Source organism: Olsenella sp. DNF00959, from assembly GCF_001553055.1.
GTDB lineage: Bacteria > Actinomycetota > Coriobacteriia > Coriobacteriales > Atopobiaceae > Olsenella_I > Olsenella_I phocaeensis.
In genome coordinates this window covers 530,429-550,320 of sequence record NZ_KQ960123.1, presented here as the reverse complement: position 1 = coordinate 550,320, position 19,892 = coordinate 530,429, and the positions used below count along the sequence as shown (strand labels likewise).

The window sequence follows — 19,892 nt, the reverse complement described above, 5'->3', positions numbered from 1 at the left end:
CTACTCGGCTTCCTTCGGGGCCGCCTGGGCGGCGGCCTCTCCGTACCTCTCCTCGAGCTTCCTCCACTTGGGCTCGCGCGTCTTCCAGATGGCCAGGAGCGGCGAGGCGACGGCGAAGCTGGAGTAGGTCCCCAAAAGCTCGCCCACCAGCATGGCGAAGGCGAAGTCCTTGAGGGTCGCGCCGCCCAGGGCGAGCATGGCCACGACGGGCACGAGCGAGGTGATAGTGGTGTTGATGGTGCGGACGATGACCTCGTTGATCGAGAAGTTGCAGATCTGGTAGTAGGTGCGGTGGCGCGGGTCGCGCGGGCCCTTGGCGTTCTCGTTCATGCGGTTGAACTCGACCACCGTGTCATAGAGCGAGTAGCCCATGATCGTGAGGAGCGCCGCGACGACGTTGGGCGTGATTGCAATCTGGGTCCAGGCGTAGACGCCCACGATGATGAGCAGGTCGTGGACCAGCGCGACGACGGCCGTGATGGACATCTTGAACTCGTAGCGGATCGACACGAAGGCGATGATGGCCAGGATCGCCAGGCCGAAGGCCAGGGCGGAGGTGCGCGTCACGTCGGCGCCCCAGTCGGGCCCGATGGTGGTGACGGTGTAGTTCTGGTCGGTGAGCCCCAGGGCCTTGGCCGCCTCGGCGGCATGCTGGTTGGCGACGCTTGGGTCAACGGTGTCCGAACGCACCAGGAAGCCCGCGCTGCCGTCGCTCACGGTGGTCTGGACGGTGGGGTCCACCTCGCCCGCGGCGGTGAGGGCGTCCCTCATCTGCTCTATCGTGAGCTCGCCGGTGCCGGTGAAGTCGACCTCGGTGCCCCCGCGGAACTCGATGCCGAAGACGAGGCCGCGCAGGGCGATGCCCAGCACGGCGAGGACGACCAGGGCGCAGGAGAGGCCCAGGAGCTGGCGGCGGTGCTGGATGAAGGGAATCTCGCGCTCGAAGTGGCTACGCACGGGCCACACCCCCCCTCTGGCGCTCCGCGTCCCCCTGGCCGGAGGCTGCCTCCTCGAGGTCCTGGGCTATGCCCCAGAAGCCGGGATGGCGCTGGATGGGGCCGAGGGCGAGGAGCCTGAGCGCCGGCGCCTTGAAGCAGAGCATGGTCACGACGTCGCAGGCGATGCCCAAGGCCAGGGTGAGGCCGAAGCCCTTGACGGGGCCCACGGCCACGAGGAAGAGGGCGAGGGCCGTGACCAGGGTGACGGCGTCGGCGTCGAGCGAGGTCAGGATGCCGTGCCGCGCGCCCGAGACGGCGGCGTTCTTGATGCTGCGGCCCATGCGGACCTCCTCCCTGAAGCGCTCGAGCACCAGTATCGAGGAGTCCGCGGCCGAGCCCGTGGTGAGCACCATGCCGGCAAGGCCGGGAAGCGTGAGCGCGAAGGAGCCGAAGTGCGAGAGCAGTGCGAGGAGCCCCAGGTAGAGCAGGGCGAAGACGGCGAGCGAGCCCATGGTGAGGATGCCCAGGCCGCGGTAGAAGAGGAAGAGGTAGACGACCACCGCGGCCACGCCCACGGCGATGGCCACGACGCCCTTCGAGAGGGAGTCCTGGCCCAGGGTGGGGCCCACCACGCGGCTCTCGGAGTAGGTCAGCGTGACGGGCAGCGAGCCGGAGTCGAGCACGGTCTTGAGCGACTTCGCCTGCTCGAGGGTGAAGTTGCCCGAGATCGAGACCTGGCCGCCCGTGATCTCGGACTGGACGGCGGGGGCGGAGTTCACGACGCCGTCGAGCACGATGGCGATGCGGCCCTTGTGCGGCGCGAGCTCGCGGGTGACGTCGGCGAAGGCGGCCGAGCCCTCGGGGTCGAGGCTCAGGTTGACCACGTAGTCGCCGGTCGCCGAGGAGGAGCTCTGCGCCACGGCGGTGCTCGAGATGTGCGAGCCGTCGAGGAAGGCAGTGTAGCTCCCCTCTTCGAGCCGCACGCCCTCCGAGCCCGCGTTGAGCTTGGCCAGGGCGTCGGCGTCGCCTATCTCGTCCATGCGGACGAACTCGAGCTTGCCCGTCTGCCCGATGGTCTGGATGGCCGCCTGGGCGTCGGTGGCGCCCGGAATCTGGATCAGGATGGAGTTGGTGCCCTGCTGCTGGACGGAGGTCTCGGAGGCGCCGAGGGAGTTGACGCGGCTCTGGACGATGCTCGTGGCGGTGGCCATCTCGTCGGCGGTGGGGGCGGAGCCGTCGGGCTTCGAGGCCGCCATGATCACGGACACGCCCCCGCGGATGTCGAGGCCCTGCGTGATGCGCTCGCCCAGGGGCGTGAAGCCCACGGCGCAGGCGACGAGCAGGACCGCGAGGGCGACGAGGGTCCCCAGGTAGCGGCGGGCATGAGCGGACGCGTGCGGACCGGTGCCCCTTCCCTTGCGGCGGCGGTCGCGGCGGGGCTTCCCGCCCGCGGCCTCCGTGGCCTTCCACCGGTCCACGCCGCTGGCGCGCTCCGGGCTCTTCTCTTCCGACATCGGCACTCCCGTCCCGAGGCGCAGGGCGCCCCTCTCAAAAAGTCAACCCCGTCATTCTAGCCCGACATGGGCGATGACGTGGGACGGGACCCCGGGAGGGCCGGGGAGGGGAGCTGGTCGGCAGCTCTCGCCCGCAAAGCTGCCGACAAATGGAGGGCCAGGAGGTGTCCTTGCCCTCAAAGGGCGAATTGTCAAAGGGCGAATTGTCGGCAGCTCTCGCCTGACGAAGCGCCGACGAGCGTCGAGGCGCGCCCGTCCGAGCCCCTCCCCTACCAGTCCCTGGCGGCGGGAAGCTCGTCCCAGCGGGACACGAAGGAGGCGTACTCTCCCCTAATGATGGCCTCGCGGGCGCGTCGCATGAGGTCCAGCAGGTAGTGGACGTTGTGCATGGAGAGCAGGATGGAGCCCAGCATCTCGTCCTGCTTGACCAGGTGGCGGATGTAGGCGCGGGAGTAGCCGCCCGTGCAGACGGGACAGCCGCAGGCCGGGTCGATGGGGCCGTGGTCGCGGGCGAAGCGGGCGTTCCTGAAGTTGAGGCGCCCCTCGCTGGAGAAGGCCGTCCCGCTGCGCGCGGTGCGGGTGGGCAGCACGCAGTCGAACATGTCGATGCCGCACTCGACGCCGTGGACCAGCGTGGTGGGGTTGCCCACGCCCATGAGGTAGCGGGGCTTGCCCTTGGGCATGTGCTCGCTGGCGAGGGGCGCCAGGGTCTCGAACATGAGCTCGTGGCTCTCGCCCACCGAGTAGCCGCCGATGCCGTAGCCCGGGAAGTCCCCCATGGACTCGAGCCGCTCGAGCGAGCGCAGGCGCAGGTCCATGTGCATGCCGCCCTGGACGATGCCGAAGAGTGCCTGGTCCTCGCGCCGGTGCGCCTTCCAGCAGCGCTCGGCCCACATGCTCGAGAGGTCGACGGCCCGCTCGACGAAGCGGCGCGTCGCGGGATAGCCCGGGCACTGGTCGAGCTGCATCACGATGTCGGCACCCAGCTCCTCGGCCATGCGCATGTTGGACTCGGGCGTCCAGTGCACGTAGGAGCCGTCGTAGTCGACGGTGCGGAAGGTCACGCCCTCGTCGCTCAGCCTCACGTTGGAGCCGTGGCTGAAGACCTGGAAGCCGCCCGAGTCGGTGAGGATGGGGCCGTGCCACTGCATGAACTCGTGCAGGCCGCCCATCTCGGCCACGAGCCCGGTGCCCGGGCGCTGCGAGAGGTGGTAGGTGTTGGCGAGGAGGATCTTGGTGCCCAGCTGCTCGAGGTTCTGGGGGAGGAGCCCCTTCACCGTGGCCTTGGTGCCCACGGGCATGAAGATGGGCGTGGAGACGTCCCCGTGTGGGGTGTGCAGCACGCCTGCCCGGGCGTGCGTCTGGGGGTCCTCGGCCACGACGTCGTAGCTGAACCACTTGTCCTTGGGCACTGCGGCCTCGCTCATCTGCGTTCCTCTCGCCTTGCTCCTCGTGGGCCCTGGCCGTGGCCTGCTCCGCGGACGGCGGCGGCCAGCGCAGGCGCGTCCTGAGCCACGGCGCGCCCGTGCGACCCACCCACCTGCGCCACGGCAACGACCCCGGTGCCCTCACAAAAAAGAGCCCGGCTGGATGCCGGGCTCGCTTGGGTCCGATTCCCTGGGAGCGAGTCTACTCGCCGAAGAGGGTCTCGTCGCCGTCCTTGATGCCGAGGAGGCCGCCCAGGGCGTCCTGCTCGTCGGGGCCGTCGCAGCTGATTTCGACCTTGGTGCCGGTGCCCAGACCAGCGGCCAGAATCATCATGATGGACTTGGCGTTGACGGGAGCGGTGCCCTTGTCGACGTCCTTGATGGTGACGGCGCTCTGGTACTGCTTGGCAACCTGAACGAACTGGGAGGCCGGACGCGCGTGAAGGCCAGTCGCGCTGACGATCGTCACTTGCTTGGAAACCATTGTGCTCTCCTTTGACATCATGCAGGGTTGCCCCGGCGGGACCTGCTTACGGATTCATACTAGCAAAACATTCAGGCTCATGGATAAGCCATGGGTCTGAATTTGGCATGGCGTTGGGACCCCTCCGCGCGGAAATCCTCCCCTGGCGTGCCGGCCGACGCCCATGCGCCCCCCGAGTCCCGCCTCGGGGAAGTTCGCCGCAAAGCGCTGATTGTGGGCAGATGGCCGGGCGCGCGTTGCCAGCGCAGGCCCATGGGGCAGAATGAGGGGATATGAGGAGCTGCCGGGGACACCTATCCCCTGACCGGAAAGGAGCTCGCCATGGCTGACGAGCCCAACACTGAGCGCGATGAGGCCCGAGGGATGCGGGAGGCACCCGGCACCCAGGAGCCCATCGAGACCATCTCCCCCGAGGACGCCCAGGAGGGCGAGGGCGAGAATGGCGCCGGCCTCTCGGTCGCGGCAAGCACCGCGCGCGAGGCCGGCAGGTCGCTGCGCGAGGGGCTCGAGGCGATTCGCAACGTTCGCGCCGCGTCGCGCGAGCACTCCGCCGGCCGCGAGCGCGCCAAGGCGCTCAGGGAGCAGATCGAGGAGGACGGCGCCCGCCTGGGCCACCGCGACGAGGTCGAGGCCGACTACCAGGGCATCGTCCAGCGCCAGGGCGACGCGCTGGCGCAGCTCGACCGCCAGCTCGCCGAGCTCGCGGACGCCTGCCAGGCCGCCTCGGCCCGACGCGACCAGCTCCAGCAGCAGCTCGACGAGCTCAGGCGGGACAACGAGGAGCGCCTCAGGCCCTACCGAGAACTCATGGAGTCGACCAAGGGGCGTTCCGACGACACCGCGCGCTCGCTCTCTGACATCAGGCGCGCCGTCAAGAACGCCGACGCGCAGATGGCCGACGCCGTGAAGAAGCGCGAGCAGCGCATCGCGGCCGCCAACCGGGCGGTTGACAGCGCCAAGGACCGCCTCCAGAAGATCGAGGCGGAGTTCAGTGCCCTGCAGAAGGACGGCAGCGCCGCCCCCGCCGCCCTGGGCAAGCTGCAGGGCGAGGTCGTGGCCGAGCAGGCCCACCTGGGCGCCGCCCGCGACGAGGTCACCCGCGTCACCGCCGAGTGCCAGCAGCTCGTGGACAACGCCCAGACTCACCTCTGGACCCAGAAGCAGTCGCTCGAGACCGTGGAGCGCCAGAACGAGGACGCCCGCAAGGAGGCGGACGCGCGGCGCGAGGAGTTCGAGGGCATGAACAACGAGGCACTCACCGCCGAGAAGGGGCTCGAGGAGCAGATGTCCGCAGCGAAGGCGGAGCTCGACGAGGGAGAGGGGCGCGCCGCCAAGCTCCGCGAGGAGCGCGAGGCGGAGCAGGCCGTCCTCGACGACGCCAACCAGATCCACGCCACGCCGGAGCTCACGGCCCAGCTGCGCGCCGACGTGGCCGAGGCGAAGGGCGAGCTGGAGCGCCAGGAGGCGGAGGTGGCCCGTCTCGCCAGCACGGAGCGCCACCTGCGCGAGACCACCCGCGCCAAGCGCCTGCTCTTCCTGGGCGTGGTGCTCGCGACGCTCGTCGTGCTCGTCGTGCTGCTGGCCGTGCTGCTCCCCCGCTAGGGGCGGCAGGAGGCCCGCTAGGGGCAGGGGCGGTAGGAGGCGGTTCTCGCCCGAGGGTGGAGGCACCAAAAGCTGAGCGCCCGCGCAGGCCATTCCTGGTTTGCGCGGGCGTTCTGTGTTTGGACAGGTGGACGAGGTTTTGCGCGCAGGTCGTGCGTGGATTGCGCGCCGCGACCGCCTTTCGCGCTGCATCCAAACCCGCGGCCAGGGGGGCGTTCCCTCTCGCCCGCCATCCCCCTAGCCCGCGCTTGCCCGCTAGAGGATCAGCATCGCGTCGCCAAAGCTCAGGAAGCGGTAGCGTTCGTCCATGGCGGCCTGGTAGGCAGACATGATCTGCTCGCGGGTGGCGAAGGCCGAGACCAGCATCATGAGCGTCGAGCGGGGCACGTGGAAGTTGGTGATCATGGCGTCGACCACGTGGAAGGTCGAGCCTGGCATGAGATAGAGGTCGGTGGTGGCGTCGCGCCTCTCCACCAGGTCTCCCCTGTCCAGGGCCGCGGCGGAGTCGGCCGCGGCCTCGAAGCGGCGGGCCACCATCGCGGGGCTCGCGGCGGGGACGCTGGGGTCGAAGGCACTCTCGAGCGAGCGGACCGAGGTCGTGCCCACGGCCACCACGCGATGCCCCGCCGCCTTGGCCGCGTGCACCGCGTCGACGACGTCCTGGCCCACGTGATAGCGCTCGGTGTGCATGACGTGCTGGGTGGGGTCGTCCTCTTCCACCAGTCGGAAGGTGTCGATGCCCACCTCGAGCTCGACGTTTGCCCAGTTGACGCCCTTGTCGCGGAGGCGCCCCATGAGCTCGGGGGTGAAGTGCAGGCCCGCCGTGGGCGCCGCGGCCGAGTGCTCCTCCCGCATGGCGTAGACGGTCTGGTACTTCTCGGGGTCGCCCTCGTACTCCGTGATGTAGGGCGGCAGGGGCACGTGGCCCGCCTTGTGGATGGCGGCATCAAGGGTGAGGCCCGCGGCGGGGACGAAGCGCAGGAGGCGCCCGCCGCGGTTCTCGTCCAGGTAGTCGATGACCTCGCCCGTGAGCACGACCGGCCAGTCCTGGGGCGCGTGGATGCCGCCCTCGCGATACTCGACCACGGTCCCCTGCTTCAGGCGCTTGCCCGGCTTGACCAGGCACTCCCAGACGCCGCCCAGCGGGTCCAGGTCCTCGCGGCGTCTGAGCAGGAGGGTCTCGGCCACGCCGCCGGTGCCGCGCTTGTGGCCCATGAGGCGCGCGGGCAGGACGCGGGTCTTGTTGGCGACGAGGAGGTCGCCGGGCTCGAGGTAGTCGAGGACGTCGGTGAAGCGGCGGTGCCCGACGGAACCGTCCTCGCGGTCGAGGACGAGGAGGCGGCAGGAGTCGCGGGGCTCCGCGGGGGCCTGGGCGATGAGCTCGTCGGGAAGGGGGTAGTCGAAGTCGTCGGTGCGCATGGGCATGCTGGTTCCTTGCTGTTGGCGACGGCGCCGGCGGAGGGCCGGCGAGCCGTGTGGGTCGTGGCGGGGAGATTATAGGGTGCCAGCGCGTGCGTTGTGTGTCGGAGGGAGCGGCGCGCCGGGGCTGCTGCGGCACGGACTGCGGAGGCGGGGCTGCGGCGCGAGCTGCGGAGGCGCGGGCTGCGGAGGCGCGGGCGCCCATTTCGCACATGGCGCGTCACTCACATCCTGCTTGCCGCGCGCGGTGGCCGATGTGGGTGGTTCTCGCCTACATGCGAACCGGAGTTCCGCCCACTTCGGCACTCCCGCAGCGCATGGCTACCCACTTCGCTGTTCCCATGACACCGTGGCCACACACTTCTCGCCTCTCGCGCGAGCGGCTCGATGTGGGTGGTTCCGCATGGCAGGCCACCCCGAAAACCACCCACTTCGCAAGTCCCGCAGCATCGCAGCAACCCACTTCGCAAGTCCCGCAGCAACCCACTTCTCGCCTCCCGCGGCGGGCTCGCGCCTCCCGTGGCGGGCTCGCGTCTCCCGCAACAGGTGCCAAGCCCCCACGCGTCGCGCAAAGGCAAAGCCCCAGGTGAGAACGTCCCCGGCCTAGCCCGGGAAGTACTCCGGGGGCGCGACCACCAGCCTGCCCTCGCGCCGGGCGGCGCGGGCGGCCTTCCGGGCGTCGCGGGCGCGCTGCCGCTCCATGGCAGCCTCGGCCGAGGAGAAGCGGCAGCCACAGTAGTTCTGGCGGTACATCCCCAGCTCGCGGGACTCGATCGTCGCCTCGGCGTAGTGCGGGCGGAAGTCTCGCCAGACGGCCGTGAGCCCGTTGGCCCGGGCAAGGCCGAGCAGCATGTCCTCGCAGGCGTCGAAGAGCTGGTAGGGAGAGACCGCCAGCGTGGTCGAGACGTACTCGAAGCCGCGCTCTCGGGCGACACGACAGGACTCCGCCAGGCGCAGGGCATAGCAGGACCTGCAGCGGCGCTCGCGGTCGAAGCCCGCGGGAGCGACGCCCCTCTCCCATGCCCCTCGGTCGTCACCAGCGACGACGACTTCCACGTGGGCGACGTCACGCGCCCAGTCGAGAAGCGTCCTCAGCCTGCGGTCGTGCTCCGCCACCGGCTGGATGTTGGGGTTGGACCAGCAGATCGTGGGCTCGAAGCCCTCCTCGCGCAGGAGCCGCAGCGGCTCCAGCGAGCAGGGCCCACAGCACGCGTGCAGGAGGAGCGGTACGCCTCTGCCGTCCGTCGCCATCGCCCCCCTACCCCGCCAGCGTGTCGAGGGCGAGCTGGCGCCACTCCACGCCGCCCATGGCATCGTGCGCCAGGACGTTCACGTGCGTGAAGCCGCAGTCGATCGCCGAGGCCACCGCCACGTCGAAGCCGCCGTCCAGGAGCTCGGGCTGGTGGGCGTCCGCGCTGATCAAAATCTCCCCGCCGAAGTCGTGCAGGGCCCTCAGAAGCTCGTGTCTCGGATAGAGCTCCGCCTTGCGCCCGCGGTTGACGGCACCGCAGTTGATCTCGAAGGGGACGCCCTGCCCCACCAGGCACTCCATGGCCTCGAGCGCGGGGCCGAGGTAGGCGGAACTCGTCTCGTCCACATAGCGCATGGAGTCGTTGAAGCGCGTCACCAGGTCGAAGTGTCCCACGAAGTCGCAGTTGGTGCGGTCGTGCACCTGCGCCTCGAGCTCGTAGTAGGCGCGGCAGAGCGCGAGCCAGTCCCCGTCGAAACAGCCCTCGCAGAGCTCGCGCAGCTGCTCCTCGCTGCTGTCCACGCTCATGGGGAAGGGCGTCTGCACATCCAGGAAGTGGGTGGAGCCGATGACGTACTCGGCGCCCGGGCAGCAGGCGGGATCGTAGAGGTTGTCCAGCTCGACGCCCATCAGGATGTCGATACGCCCTGCGTACTTCCGCTGCAGACGCCTGACCTCGGCCGTGTAGGCGGGCCAGTCCATGTGGATCTCTGGGTCCATGTGGCCCGAGAACCCCAGTTGCTCGAAGCCCTTGCCCAGGGCCGCCTCGACCACCTGTTCGGCCGAGGCGCTGCCGTCGCAGAAGGTGGTGTGGGTGTGGAAGTTCGCGCGCAGCTTGGACATGGCCGTCCTCTCGGTCGTCGCGGGGTCGGCCCTGCGGCCGCTCCCCCAGTCTATCCCAAGCGGCAGTGGCTATCCCAAGCGGTAGTGGCCGACGATGCGCCCCCAGTCGTCCAGCCGGTCCTCCTCGTAGCGCAGTTGCAGGGGACCCCAGTGGTGAATGACGAAGGGCATGCCGTCCGAGCGCCGCCGGTCAGAGACCACGCCCACATGCCCCTCCCACATCACGATGTCCCCACCCTGCCAGACGGCCACGTCGGAGAGGTCCGTCGTGAGGACCTGCGCGTTCCGCTCGAAGTAGAGGGTGAGCACCTGCGTGCGGCGGAAGTCGATGTCGGGGTCGGGCGCGGCGATGCCGTATGCCTCGGGATGCGCGCCGACGTCCGCCGCCACGAGAGCGCGCAGGTCGATGCCCGCCCCGAGGAGCGCCCGCGCAACCACGTCGGTGCAGACGCCACAGCCGTCGTCCGGCCAACCTCCCGCGTAGTAGCGGCTCTGGTAGCGCGGCCGCGTCGCCACGTATGCGCGCGCGGACTCGAGGATGTCGGTCTGGTCGTCCACGCCGTCCGCGTCCGTGTCGCGGGGGCTTTGGTAGCGCTCGATGCCCAGCTCCTCGCTGGAGTGGCTGGGGTGCGGGACATAGTTGAGCTGCCAGGCAAGGAACAGGGCACAGGCGAGAGTTGCCACGGCCGCCGCGGTGACGACCATCCGCCCGCGTCCGTGCCTACGCATGTCGTCACCCCCCTGATGCGGACGGAGCCCCCTCTCGCCTTGCGCCGTCCCTGTTGTCACCATCCCCTGACGTGCCATTCTCGCCTTGATTCTATATGCAGGCGAGAGAAGCCGCCCCTTCCGTGCCGTCGTGCACGCGGCTACGCACGTCTGTCGCCGTCGTGCACGCGGCTACGCACGCGCCAAAAATCCTTCACGCTCGAACGCACAATGCCGTCCTCCAGCAACTGGGCAAACGCAGCAGGCGACGTGCACAAAAGCGTGCTCGCTGCCGATGGGTGTGCGCAACGGCGTGCTCGTTGCCGGTGGGTGTGCGCAACGGCGTGCTCGACGCCATCGGCACGCATGGACGCGTGCTCCGACGACCGATGCGCCCTGGCACCCCGGTACGCCCTAGCACTCCGGTGCCCACCCGCGACCGCGCCGCCGCCCCGGCACGTTGTGGGATACTGCAGGGGTTACACAGCAGCCACAAGCAAAGGAACTCCCACATGGCAGCAGAGCGCGAGGCCCTTGAGGCCGCCCGTCCCACCTTCCCCCGCCGCGCGGTCATCACCGGCGGCATGCCCTACGGCAACAAGAACCTGCACTTCGGCCACATCGGCGGCGTCTTCGTGCCCGCAGACTTCTTCGCCCGCTTCCTGCGCGACCGCATCGGTGCCCAGAACGTGCTCTTCGTCTCGGGCACCGACTGCTATGGCTCCCCCATCATGGAGGGCTACCGCAAGCGCGTGGCCGAGGGCTACCAGGGGACGATCGTAGACTACGTGGGAGAGAACCACGACGCGCAGAAGTCCGCGCTCGACGCCTACGGCATCAGCCTCGACCTCTTTGCCGGCTCTGGCCTCGAACCCGCCCGCGAGTTCCACGAGCGCCTCACCGCCGAGCTGATCCGCCGCCTGCACGACCGCGGCTACCTGCACAAGATGAGCACCCGCCAGTTCTATGACGTGGAGGCCGGGCAGTTCCTCAACGGCCGTCAGGTCCAGGGCCGCTGCCCCGTCCGCGGCTGCAAGAGCGAGAAGGCCTACGCCGACGAGTGCGACCTGGGCCATCAGTTCGACCCCGAGGAGCTCATCAGCCCCGTGTCCCAGCTCACCGGCACCACGCCCGAGCTGCGCCCCGTCGACAACTGGTACTTCGACCTGCCCGCCTTCGAGGGCGAGCTCAAGGCCCTCATGGACGAGTGGGACCTCGATGAGCAGGTCAGGCCCATCGTCACCAAGACCGTGCGCGAGTCGCTCGTGGCCCCCGTGATCTACGTGCAGGACAAGTTCCGCGCCGCCTTCGACGCCGCGCGCGACCAGCTCCCCGACCACACCCTGCGCGAGGCCGAGAAGGGCCAGCAGTCCTTCTCCGTCGAGTTCTCGCGCTGGCAGGACCGCGACGAGGCGCGCGGCATCCTGGAGGCCGCCGGCGTGCGCTTCCGCACGGGCAAGTGCCTGCTGCCCTTCCGCATCACCGGCAACATCGAGTGGGGCGTGCCCGCGCCGGAGCTCGAGGGCGTGGGCGGCCTCACCGTCTGGTGCTGGCCCGAGAGCCTCTGGGCCCCCATCAGCTTCACCCAGGCCGCCCTGGCCACGAGCGACGAGGGCCGCTACTCCAGCCGCGACTGGCGCGACTGGTGGTGCGACGACGACGCCCGCGTCTACCAGTTCATCGGCCAGGACAACATCTACTTCTACTGCGTGGCACAGCCGGCGCTCTGGAAGGCGCTCGACTGGGGGCTCTTCCAGGACACGCCCGTGGCCAACTACCACATCCTGTTCATGAACAAGAAGGCCTCCAGCTCGGGCAAGGTCAAGCCGCCCATGGCCGCCGAGCTGCTCGACAACTACACCCCCGAGCAGCTGAGGTGCCACTGGCTGAGCCTGGGCCTGGACCAGAAGGCCGTGAGCTTCTCTCCCAAGCCCTATGACACCAGCGTGAGCCACAAGGACAAGAGGACCGGCGAGGACGTCCTGGTCAAGGACGACCCGCGCGTGGTGGACCCCGCCCTCAAGGAGAGCGCCTTCCTCACCAACATCTTCAACCGCCTGGCGCGCAGCTGCCTCTACGGCGCGCAGAACGTCTGCGGCGGTAGGCTGCCCTCCGTCGAGGCGGACGCCGAGGTCGTGGCCGCCTGTCGCGAGGCGACGCTGGCCTTCGAGCGCTGCGCCCACGGCTTCGATGCCCACGGGGCGCTGGGCGTGGCCGAGGAGTTCGCCCGCACGGCCAACAAGCGCTGGGGTGACGAGTCCAAGGCCGCCAAGGGTGACGACGCCGCCTACGAGCACGCGCTCGCCAACGCCTTCGCGACGCTGCGCACGACGACCCTGCTCATGCACCCCGCGGCGCCCTTCGGCTGCGAGCGCATCTGCAAGCGCCTGGGCTTCGCCGCGGCGGACTTCTTCAGCTGGGAGAACGCCTTCCTGACGCCGGCCCAGCTCGCCGAGGCACTGGGCGAGAGGCCCTCCGAGCACGAGCTCGTGCCGCTGCCTCCCCGCTTCGACTTCTTCGAGAGGCACGAGAGCCAGGGCAGGTAGGCCACGCCGAGCGGAAGGCCACCGAAAGCCGTCACCCCCTGCACGGGGCGCTTCGGAGCGCGACCGTCACCTTGCGGAAGGCGGCGGTCGCGCTCTTCTCACCTAGAATCTGGGCAGCCACGCAGCCAGGAGGAGCTTCCATGAGCAACGACGCACCCGCCCTGCCCGAACGTCACGTCCCCCGCCCCTACGCGCGCCCCACGGCGCCGCTGGATAGACGTCTGCAGGTCAAGACCCCCGACGGCGCGCGGATATCCGCCTTCTGCTACGCGCCAGCCGCCGACGCCGCCGTCACCGCGAACGCCGCCACGCCGGGTGTCTTGCCGGTCCTCATGCTCCATGGCAACGGAGAGGAGCACGGCATCTTCGGCGTCCTCGTCGACGCCCTCGTGGCCTGCGGACGCCCCGTGGTCGCCGTCGACTCGCGCGCCCAGGGCACGAGCACGCGCGGGACGGCGCGGCTCACCTACGAGCTCATGGCGGACGACGCGCTCGCCGTCCTCGATACCGCCGGACTCGCGCGCGTCCACGTGCTGGGCTTCTCGGACGGCGCGATCGAGGGGCTGCTGCTCGCACGCGACCACGCGGAGCGCATCGCGTCCCTCATGTCGGTGGGCGCCAACCTCTCTCCCGAGGGAATCCCCGGCAACGACGAGCTGGCGGAGGCCGCGGGCGAGTGGGAGGCCTGGACGACGGCAGGTGACGAGTCCGCCCTCTACGAGGACGGAACGCCCGCCCCCAGCCGCAGGCAGGCGGCCCAGATGGCGGAACTCCTCCGGCTCATGCTGGTCGAGCCGCACATCGAGGCAGAGAGCCTGGGACGGATCTCCTGCCCCTGCTGCGTGATGGCAGGCGAGCTCGACCAGATTCCCGCGGACGAGACCCGCCTCATCGCGCGCTCGATACCCGGCTCGCGTCTGGCCTTCGTCGCGGACGCCGACCACACCCTTCCCAAGGTCGCCCCCGAGGCTGTCCTGCGCGAGCTCCTGGTGACGATTGCCGAGGCCGAGCAGGGCGTCGATTGGTCGCAATTTCCCCGCAGCGTCCAACGCGTCTGAGCGGTTCCAGCGACCTGGGACGTTGCGAGCGCCCCAGACGCGTTTGACGCTTTCGGATGGGATTCGTGCGTGTTGGACGCCATCGGGCACGACGTGTGCGCAGAGCTGCCGTTCTCTATGCCACTTCCTGAACCTCAGCTCCTTCTCTATGCAAATTCCTGAACCTGGATCTCTCCCAACTGGGGTTTTACACGATCGATTTCAGAGAATGGCATAGAGAACGCAGGGGGAGGTCGATGGCGGGAGCGGACGGGCGCCACGACGCCGGCGCCACAGCGCCAGAGCCACGACGCCTGAGCCACGACGACGCCACGGCACCTGGGCCACGACGACGGGGGCCACGACGCCGAGGCTGCAATGTGAAGATTGCAAGGTACCTCTCAAATGATTCCTAGGTACCTTGACATCGATTTGCTAGGTACCTATCATCCCTCAGGTCAAACAACGCGAGGAAGGAATCTGGTGACCACGGAAGACGAGATGAACAGGGAGCTGGAGGAGGCATCGAAGTCCGTCGAGCAACGCATCCTGCGCCGCCTCGGCTACTTCGGCCACTTCCTGCACGTGCACGCGGGAGGGCGGGGCGGCAAGCAGTTCGTCCTCGTGCGCCTGCTGCACTGCGGGGGCCAGCTCACCCAGCGCGAGCTGCAGGAGAGCGTGGGCATAAGCTCCGCCGCCCTCTCGGAGGTGCTCGCGAAGCTCGAGGGAGAGGGACTGGTCGTCCGCACCCGCTCGGAGCAGGACAAGCGCCAGCTCGACATAGCCCTCACCGAGGCGGGCCGCGAGCTCGCCTGCGAGGTCGCGCGCAAGAAGATCGACTTCGAGCGCGAGGCCTTCGAGCCGCTCGACCAGGCGCGGCGCCTCGAGCTCGCGGACGACCTCGACCGGCTCATGGAGCACTGGAAGCTCATCGAGCAGAAGGAGAGGGAGGCAGGGAATGAGTAACGAGGAGAAGGCGATGCCGGGCCTGAGCTACGGCCAGATCCTCTCTACCCTGGGCGGCAGCGTCAGGGAGTTCAAGTCCACCTCCGTGTGGACGCCCATACTCGTCGTGGGCGAGGTGGTCATCGAGTGCATCATCCCCTTCATGACCGCCCAGCTCATCGACCAGCTCAACCTCGGCGCGGGCATGGACGTCATCGTCCGCTACGCGCTCATCCTGGTGGGGCTCGCCCTGGCGTCCCTCGCCTTCGGCGCGGGTGCGGGCTACACCTGCTCCGTCGCGGCGACCGGCTTCGCGCGCAACCTCCGCCACGACATGTTCCAGAGCATCCAGGACTTCGCGTTCTCGAACATCGACCGCTTCTCCACGAGCTCGCTCGTGACGCGCCTCACCACCGACACGACCAACGTGCAGCAGGCCTACATGATGCTCATCCGCACGGCCATCCGCAGCCCGCTGATGCTGACCTTCGCCATCGTGATGGCCTTCGTCACGGGCGGCAGCATGGCCGTCATCTACGTCGTCGTGGCCATCGTCCTCGGCTTCTTCCTCTTTGGGATCGCAGCCAAGGTCATGCCCATGTTCAGGCGCATCTTCCGTGAGTACGACCGCCTCAACGACTCCGTCGAGGAGAACGTCTCGGGCATCCGCGTGGTCAAGTCCTTCGTCCGCGAGGACTTCGAGAAGCAGAAGTTCAAGCAGGCCTCCGGCAACCTCTACCACGACTTCGTGCACGTCGAACGCCTGCTGGCCTTCAACGCCCCCATCATGACCCTGGCCATCGACGTCATCTACACCGTGGTCATCTTCTTCGGCTCGCGCGCCATCATCCAGAGCCAGGGTGCCCTCATGAACGTGGGGCAGCTCTCGGCCCTCATCACCTACGGCTTCTCGATGCTCATGAGCCTCATGATGTTCTCGATGGTCTTCGTGATGATCACCATGTCCGAGGAGAGCGCGCGGCGAATCTGTGAGGTCCTGCTCGAGAAGAGCGACCTCACCAGCCCCGAGGGCGGCCTCACCGAGGTGCCCGACGGCTCCGTCGACTTCGACCACGTGGACTTCGAGTACTCCCGGAAGGCCGAGCGCATGGCCCTCTCTGACATCGACCTCCACATCAAGAGCGGGGAGGTGATCGGCGTCATCGGCGGCACGGGCTCGTCCAAGTCCACGCTGATCCAGCTCATCAGCCGACTCTACGACGTCACCAACGGCAGCGTGCGCGTGGGTGGCCACGACGTGCGCGAGTACGACCTTGACACCCTGCGCGACCAGGTCGCCGTGGTGCTGCAGCGCAACGTGCTCTTCTCGGGCACCATCAAGGACAATCTGCGCTGGGGCAACGCCGACGCCACCGACGAGGAACTCGTCGAGGCGTGCAGGCTCGCGCAGGCGGACGAGTTCATCCAGCTCATGCCCGACAAGTACGACACCTACATCGAGCAGGGCGGCACCAACGTCTCGGGCGGCCAGAAGCAGCGCCTCTGCATCGCCCGCGCGCTGCTCAAGAGGCCCAAGATCCTGATTCTGGACGACTCCACCAGCGCCGTCGACACCAAGACCGACAAGCTCATCCGCGCCGGGTTCAAGAGCTTCATCCCCTCCACCACCAAGATCATCATCGCCCAGCGAACCTCCTCCGTGGAAGACGCCGACCGCATCGTGGTCCTGGACAGGGGCCGCATCTCGGCCGTCGGCACCCACGAGGAGCTGCTGCGCACCAACGCCATCTACCGCGAGACCTACACCAGCCAGAACAAGCAGTCGCACGACCAGAAGATGGGCGCCCTCGCCTCGGACGGCTCGGCTGAGGGAAGGGGGGCGAAGTCCCATGAGTAGCAAGGACACCAAGGACCTGCAGGCAAAGGCAGGCGCGGGCGGAGAAGCAACGTCCAAGGCGGACGAGGCCACGCAGCCCGAGGGCGGCCGCGGGCACGGTCCCGCCAACCCCATGAAGGTGCTGGGACGCACGCTGAGGCTCGTCTTCGGCTTCTATCCCGTGCAGACCGTCGCCATGGTCGTGTGCATCGTCGCGGCAGCGGTCATCGCGTCCCTCCCCTCCATCTTCCTGCAGCAGGCGCTGCAGGTCGTGACCGAGCACTGGCAGAGCGGCGACTGGGCGGGCGCGTCCGGCCCGATCCTGCAGATCGTGGCGTCGCTCGTCGTGCTCTACCTCACCGGGCTCGCCTTCGTCACCGCGCAGGGGCAGCTCACCGCCGTCGTGACCCAGGGCACCCTCATGAAGGTCCGCAACACCATGTTCGACCACATGGAGGACCTGCCCATCCGCTACTTCGACAGCACGCAGCACGGCGACATCATGAGCCACTACACCAACGACGTCGACGTGCTCAGGCAGCTCATCAGCCAGGCGCTGCCCAACATCCTCTCGACCCTCATGGCCATGGCGTCGGTGCTCGCCATCATGCTGTGGTACTCCCTGCCCATGACCGTGGTCGTGCTGGTCATGGTCGCCGTCATGGCGCAGTCCGTGAAGGTGCTGGGCGGCAGGAGCGCCCACTTCTTCCTGGCCCAGCAGCGCTCTCTCGCCAAGGCGGAGGGCTTTGCCGAGGAGGCGATGACGGGCGAGAAGGTCGTCAAGGTCTTCACCCACGAGCGCCAGATGGTACGGGACTTCGACGTCGTCAACGACGAGCTCTTCGAGGCTTCCAAGAGCGCCAACATCTACGGCAACACGATGATGCCCATCCTCATGAACCTCGGCAACCTCGCCTACGTCGCGGTCGCCCTCATGGGCGGCGTATTCCTGGCGCTCAACGTGCCCAACCCCTCTATCTCGGGACTGGCGCTCACCATCGACATCGTGGTGCCCTTCCTCAACCTGACCAAGCGCTTCGCCGGCTCCATCGGCCAGGTGTCGCAGCAGATCAACTTCGTGGTCATGGGACTTGCCGGCGCGGAGCGCATCTTCGGCCTGCTCGACCGCGAGGCCGAGGTGGACGAGGGCTACGTGACCCTGGTCAACACCGAGCGTGACGCCTCCGGAGAGCTCGTCGAGTGCGACCGGCGCAGCGAGACCTGGGCCTGGAAGCACCCCCATGGGGACGGCAGCGTGGAGTACGTGCCCCTGGCGGGCGACGTGCGCCTCTCCCACGTCGACTTCGGCTACACGCCCGACCACACCGTCCTGCACGACGTGACCCTCTTCGCCAAGCCCGGCCAGAAGGTCGCCTTCGTCGGCGCCACGGGCGCGGGCAAGACCACGATCACCAACCTGATCAACCGCTTCTACGACATCGCCGACGGCAAGATCCGCTACGACGGCATCAACATCAACAAGATCCGCAAGGGCGACCTGCGCCGCTCCCTGGGCATCGTCCTGCAGGACGTGAACCTCTTCACCGGCACCGTCATGGACAACATCCGCTACGGCAGGCTCGACGCCACCGACGAGGAGTGCATCGGCGCCGCCAAGCTCGCGGGCGCGCACAGCTTCATCGAGCGCCTGCCCCAGGGCTACGACACCATGCTCACCGACAACGCCGCCTCGCTCTCGCAGGGGCAGCGGCAGCTCCTCTCCATCGCCCGAGCCGCCGTGGCCGACCCACCCGTCATGATCCTGGACGAGGCCACCTCCTCCATCGACACGCGCACCGAGCAGATCGTCCAGAAGGGCATGGACGCCCTGATGTACGGCCGCACCACCTTCGTCATCGCCCACCGACTCTCGACCGTGCGCAACTCGGACGCGATCATCGTCCTGGACCACGGCCACATCATCGAGCGCGGCACCCACGACGAGCTGATCGCCCAGAAGGGCACCTACTACCAGCTCTACACCGGGGCCTTCGAGCTCGAGTAGGCAGGCTGGCGCCGCGCCGTCTCGACGTCGCGGCAGGGACGAGGCGCGCCTCGCGGGCCCGTGCGGAGAGATCCGTGCGGGCCCGTCGTCGTTTGGTGCGGCAGCATCTCCTGCGCGCCTCCCCGCCGTTTGGCGCGACCCCCACTGTTTGGCGCTTCCGTCCCGCTCGCGCTACCATGGTCGCCACGCCACGAGCCAAGGGAGAGAGACATGCGGAGCCAGGACCGGATTTCCAACCAGGGTGGGGAGCTTCTTCCCATGAGCCGCCGCACGCTCCTCTCGCTTGCCCTGGGCATGGGCGGGATACTCGCGCTCTCTGCCTGCGGTGGGGCCTCGGGTACGGCCACGAGGTCAGGCGAGAGTGGCACAGGGGACTCCGGCGCAGGCTCCCCCGGCGACGGGGCCGCCAGCGGATCCGGCGTCCTCACGGCGCCGCTGGACAACGGCTACGGAAGTGGCACCCACCACGCAAAGATCGAGGTCGAGGGCTTCGGCAGCATCGAACTCGAGCTCAACGCCAACGCCGCCCCCGTCACCGTGAGCAACTTCGCGGACCTTGCGGGCGCGGGCTTCTATGACGGGCTGACCTTCCACCGCGTAATCAGCGGCTTCATGATCCAGGGCGGAGACCCCAAGGGAGACGGCACCGGCGGCTCCGACCGCCGCATCAAGGGGGAGTTCAGCGCCAACGGGGTGGTGAACCCCATCATGCACAAGCGGGGCGTCATCAGCATGGCGCGCAGCAGCGACTACGACTCCGCCAGCTCCCAGTTCTTTATCGTGCACGAGGACGCGGGCTCGCTCGACGGCCAGTACGCCGCCTTTGGCAAGGTGACGGACGGCATGGACGTGGTGGACGCCATCGCCCAGAAGACGCCCGTCCAGGACTCCAACGGCAGCGTCGCCGCAGCGGACCAACCCCGCATCACGCGGATTTCGATGGTCGACTAGGGGCGCTTCCCGCACGCGGCCGGCCCATCGCGCTTCTCTCGCACAGCAAATCCATCGTGCTTCTTCCGTCGGCCAGGCCCATCGCCCCTCTCCCACGCGTCTAGACCTATCGCGCACGATGTAGTTGTATGCTGTTTTTCGCTTAGAACTTTGATTTATTCTTTCAGCTGTTTGCGTTTTCGCAGGTAGATGCGTTACATCATTTCGGAGTTGTATGCGGAATCCGCAGACAACTCTGGGAAGGCGGCTCCAGGGGGAGCGCTTCGTCATCATGGGAGGCGGCACGCAGGCAGCACGCGCACGCCAGGCGGCAACACGCCCACGGCCGCAAACCCTCAAGTACAGATTCATGTTTTTTCTGCCAGGGGTCCCGTGGGGTCATATCAT

Annotated in this window: 15 protein-coding genes; 7 read left to right on the top strand and 8 right to left on the bottom strand. The window is 68.5% G+C overall.

All coding sequences use genetic code 11. The features are described from left to right. The 4 genes from secF to HMPREF1868_RS02335 form a co-directional block, all read right to left on the bottom strand. A complete protein-coding gene (gene secF / locus HMPREF1868_RS02350) occupies window positions 1–957 on the bottom strand; it encodes a protein translocase subunit SecF (RefSeq protein ID WP_062530428.1) in 957 nt (318 codons plus the stop codon). Then, window positions 950–2,452, bottom strand: a complete 1,503-nt coding sequence (gene secD, locus HMPREF1868_RS02345) for a protein translocase subunit SecD (RefSeq protein WP_062530009.1) — start codon at window positions 2,450–2,452, stop codon at window positions 950–952. The genes secF and secD overlap by 8 nt, the downstream gene beginning before the upstream one ends. Before the next feature lie 269 nt (window positions 2,453–2,721). Beyond that, window positions 2,722–3,879, bottom strand: a complete 1,158-nt coding sequence (gene tgt / locus HMPREF1868_RS02340) for a tRNA guanosine(34) transglycosylase Tgt (protein ID WP_062530007.1) — start codon at window positions 3,877–3,879, stop codon at window positions 2,722–2,724. A 202-nt stretch (window positions 3,880–4,081) separates the two neighbouring features. Then, window positions 4,082–4,363 (bottom strand): HPr family phosphocarrier protein, encoded by a 282-nt coding sequence (locus tag HMPREF1868_RS02335; RefSeq protein WP_009279515.1) that lies wholly within the window; start codon window positions 4,361–4,363, stop codon window positions 4,082–4,084. Between the two features lie 321 nt (window positions 4,364–4,684). Here HMPREF1868_RS02335 and HMPREF1868_RS02330 point away from each other — a divergent pair, with 321 nt between their 5' ends. Further along, window positions 4,685–5,965, top strand: coding sequence for a coiled-coil domain-containing protein (locus HMPREF1868_RS02330; protein ID WP_062530005.1), 1,281 nt, complete (start codon window positions 4,685–4,687; stop codon window positions 5,963–5,965). A gap of 255 nt (window positions 5,966–6,220) precedes the next feature. Here HMPREF1868_RS02330 and queA read toward each other — a convergent pair whose 3' ends face one another. The 4 genes from queA to HMPREF1868_RS02310 form a co-directional block, all read right to left on the bottom strand. Beyond that, window positions 6,221–7,384, bottom strand: coding sequence for a tRNA preQ1(34) S-adenosylmethionine ribosyltransferase-isomerase QueA (gene queA, locus HMPREF1868_RS02325; protein WP_062530426.1), 1,164 nt, complete (start codon window positions 7,382–7,384; stop codon window positions 6,221–6,223). 603 nt (window positions 7,385–7,987) lie between these two features. Next, complete coding sequence (locus HMPREF1868_RS02320; RefSeq protein ID WP_062530003.1) at window positions 7,988–8,635, bottom strand: epoxyqueuosine reductase QueH; 648 nt, start codon at window positions 8,633–8,635, stop codon at window positions 7,988–7,990. Window positions 8,636–8,642: 7 nt separating this feature from the next. Continuing rightward, window positions 8,643–9,476 carry a histidinol-phosphatase gene (locus HMPREF1868_RS02315; protein ID WP_062530001.1) on the bottom strand — a complete coding sequence of 278 codons (834 nt, stop codon included), beginning with the start codon at window positions 9,474–9,476 and terminating at the stop codon, window positions 8,643–8,645. Between the two features lie 69 nt (window positions 9,477–9,545). Then, window positions 9,546–10,205, bottom strand: a complete 660-nt coding sequence (locus HMPREF1868_RS02310; protein WP_062529999.1) for a DUF1287 domain-containing protein — start codon at window positions 10,203–10,205, stop codon at window positions 9,546–9,548. Window positions 10,206–10,696: 491 nt separating this feature from the next. Between HMPREF1868_RS02310 and HMPREF1868_RS02305 the strand changes: the two genes are divergently transcribed. The 6 genes from HMPREF1868_RS02305 (at window position 10,697) to HMPREF1868_RS02280 (ending at window position 19,505) form a co-directional block, all read left to right on the top strand. Beyond that, the gene (locus HMPREF1868_RS02305; protein WP_062529997.1) at window positions 10,697–12,730 is read left to right on the top strand and encodes a class I tRNA ligase family protein; all 2,034 of its coding nucleotides are present in this window, start codon (window positions 10,697–10,699) and stop codon (window positions 12,728–12,730) included. A gap of 140 nt (window positions 12,731–12,870) precedes the next feature. Next, window positions 12,871–13,788, top strand: a complete 918-nt coding sequence (locus HMPREF1868_RS02300) for an alpha/beta fold hydrolase (protein ID WP_062529995.1) — start codon at window positions 12,871–12,873, stop codon at window positions 13,786–13,788. Between the two features lie 462 nt (window positions 13,789–14,250). After that, entirely contained in the window at window positions 14,251–14,733 is a 483-nt protein-coding gene (locus HMPREF1868_RS02295) for a MarR family winged helix-turn-helix transcriptional regulator (RefSeq protein ID WP_062529993.1), read from the top strand. Beyond that, window positions 14,726–16,570 carry an ABC transporter ATP-binding protein gene (locus tag HMPREF1868_RS02290; protein WP_197414924.1) on the top strand — a complete coding sequence of 615 codons (1,845 nt, stop codon included), beginning with the start codon at window positions 14,726–14,728 and terminating at the stop codon, window positions 16,568–16,570. Before HMPREF1868_RS02295 ends, HMPREF1868_RS02290 begins: the two co-directional genes overlap by 8 nt. Before the next feature lie 112 nt (window positions 16,571–16,682). After that, complete coding sequence (locus tag HMPREF1868_RS02285) at window positions 16,683–18,554, top strand: ABC transporter ATP-binding protein (protein WP_062530422.1); 1,872 nt, start codon at window positions 16,683–16,685, stop codon at window positions 18,552–18,554. Window positions 18,555–18,764: 210 nt separating this feature from the next. Next, window positions 18,765–19,505 (top strand): peptidylprolyl isomerase, encoded by a 741-nt coding sequence (locus HMPREF1868_RS02280; protein WP_062529992.1) that lies wholly within the window; start codon window positions 18,765–18,767, stop codon window positions 19,503–19,505. Window positions 19,506–19,892: the final 387 nt, after the last annotated feature.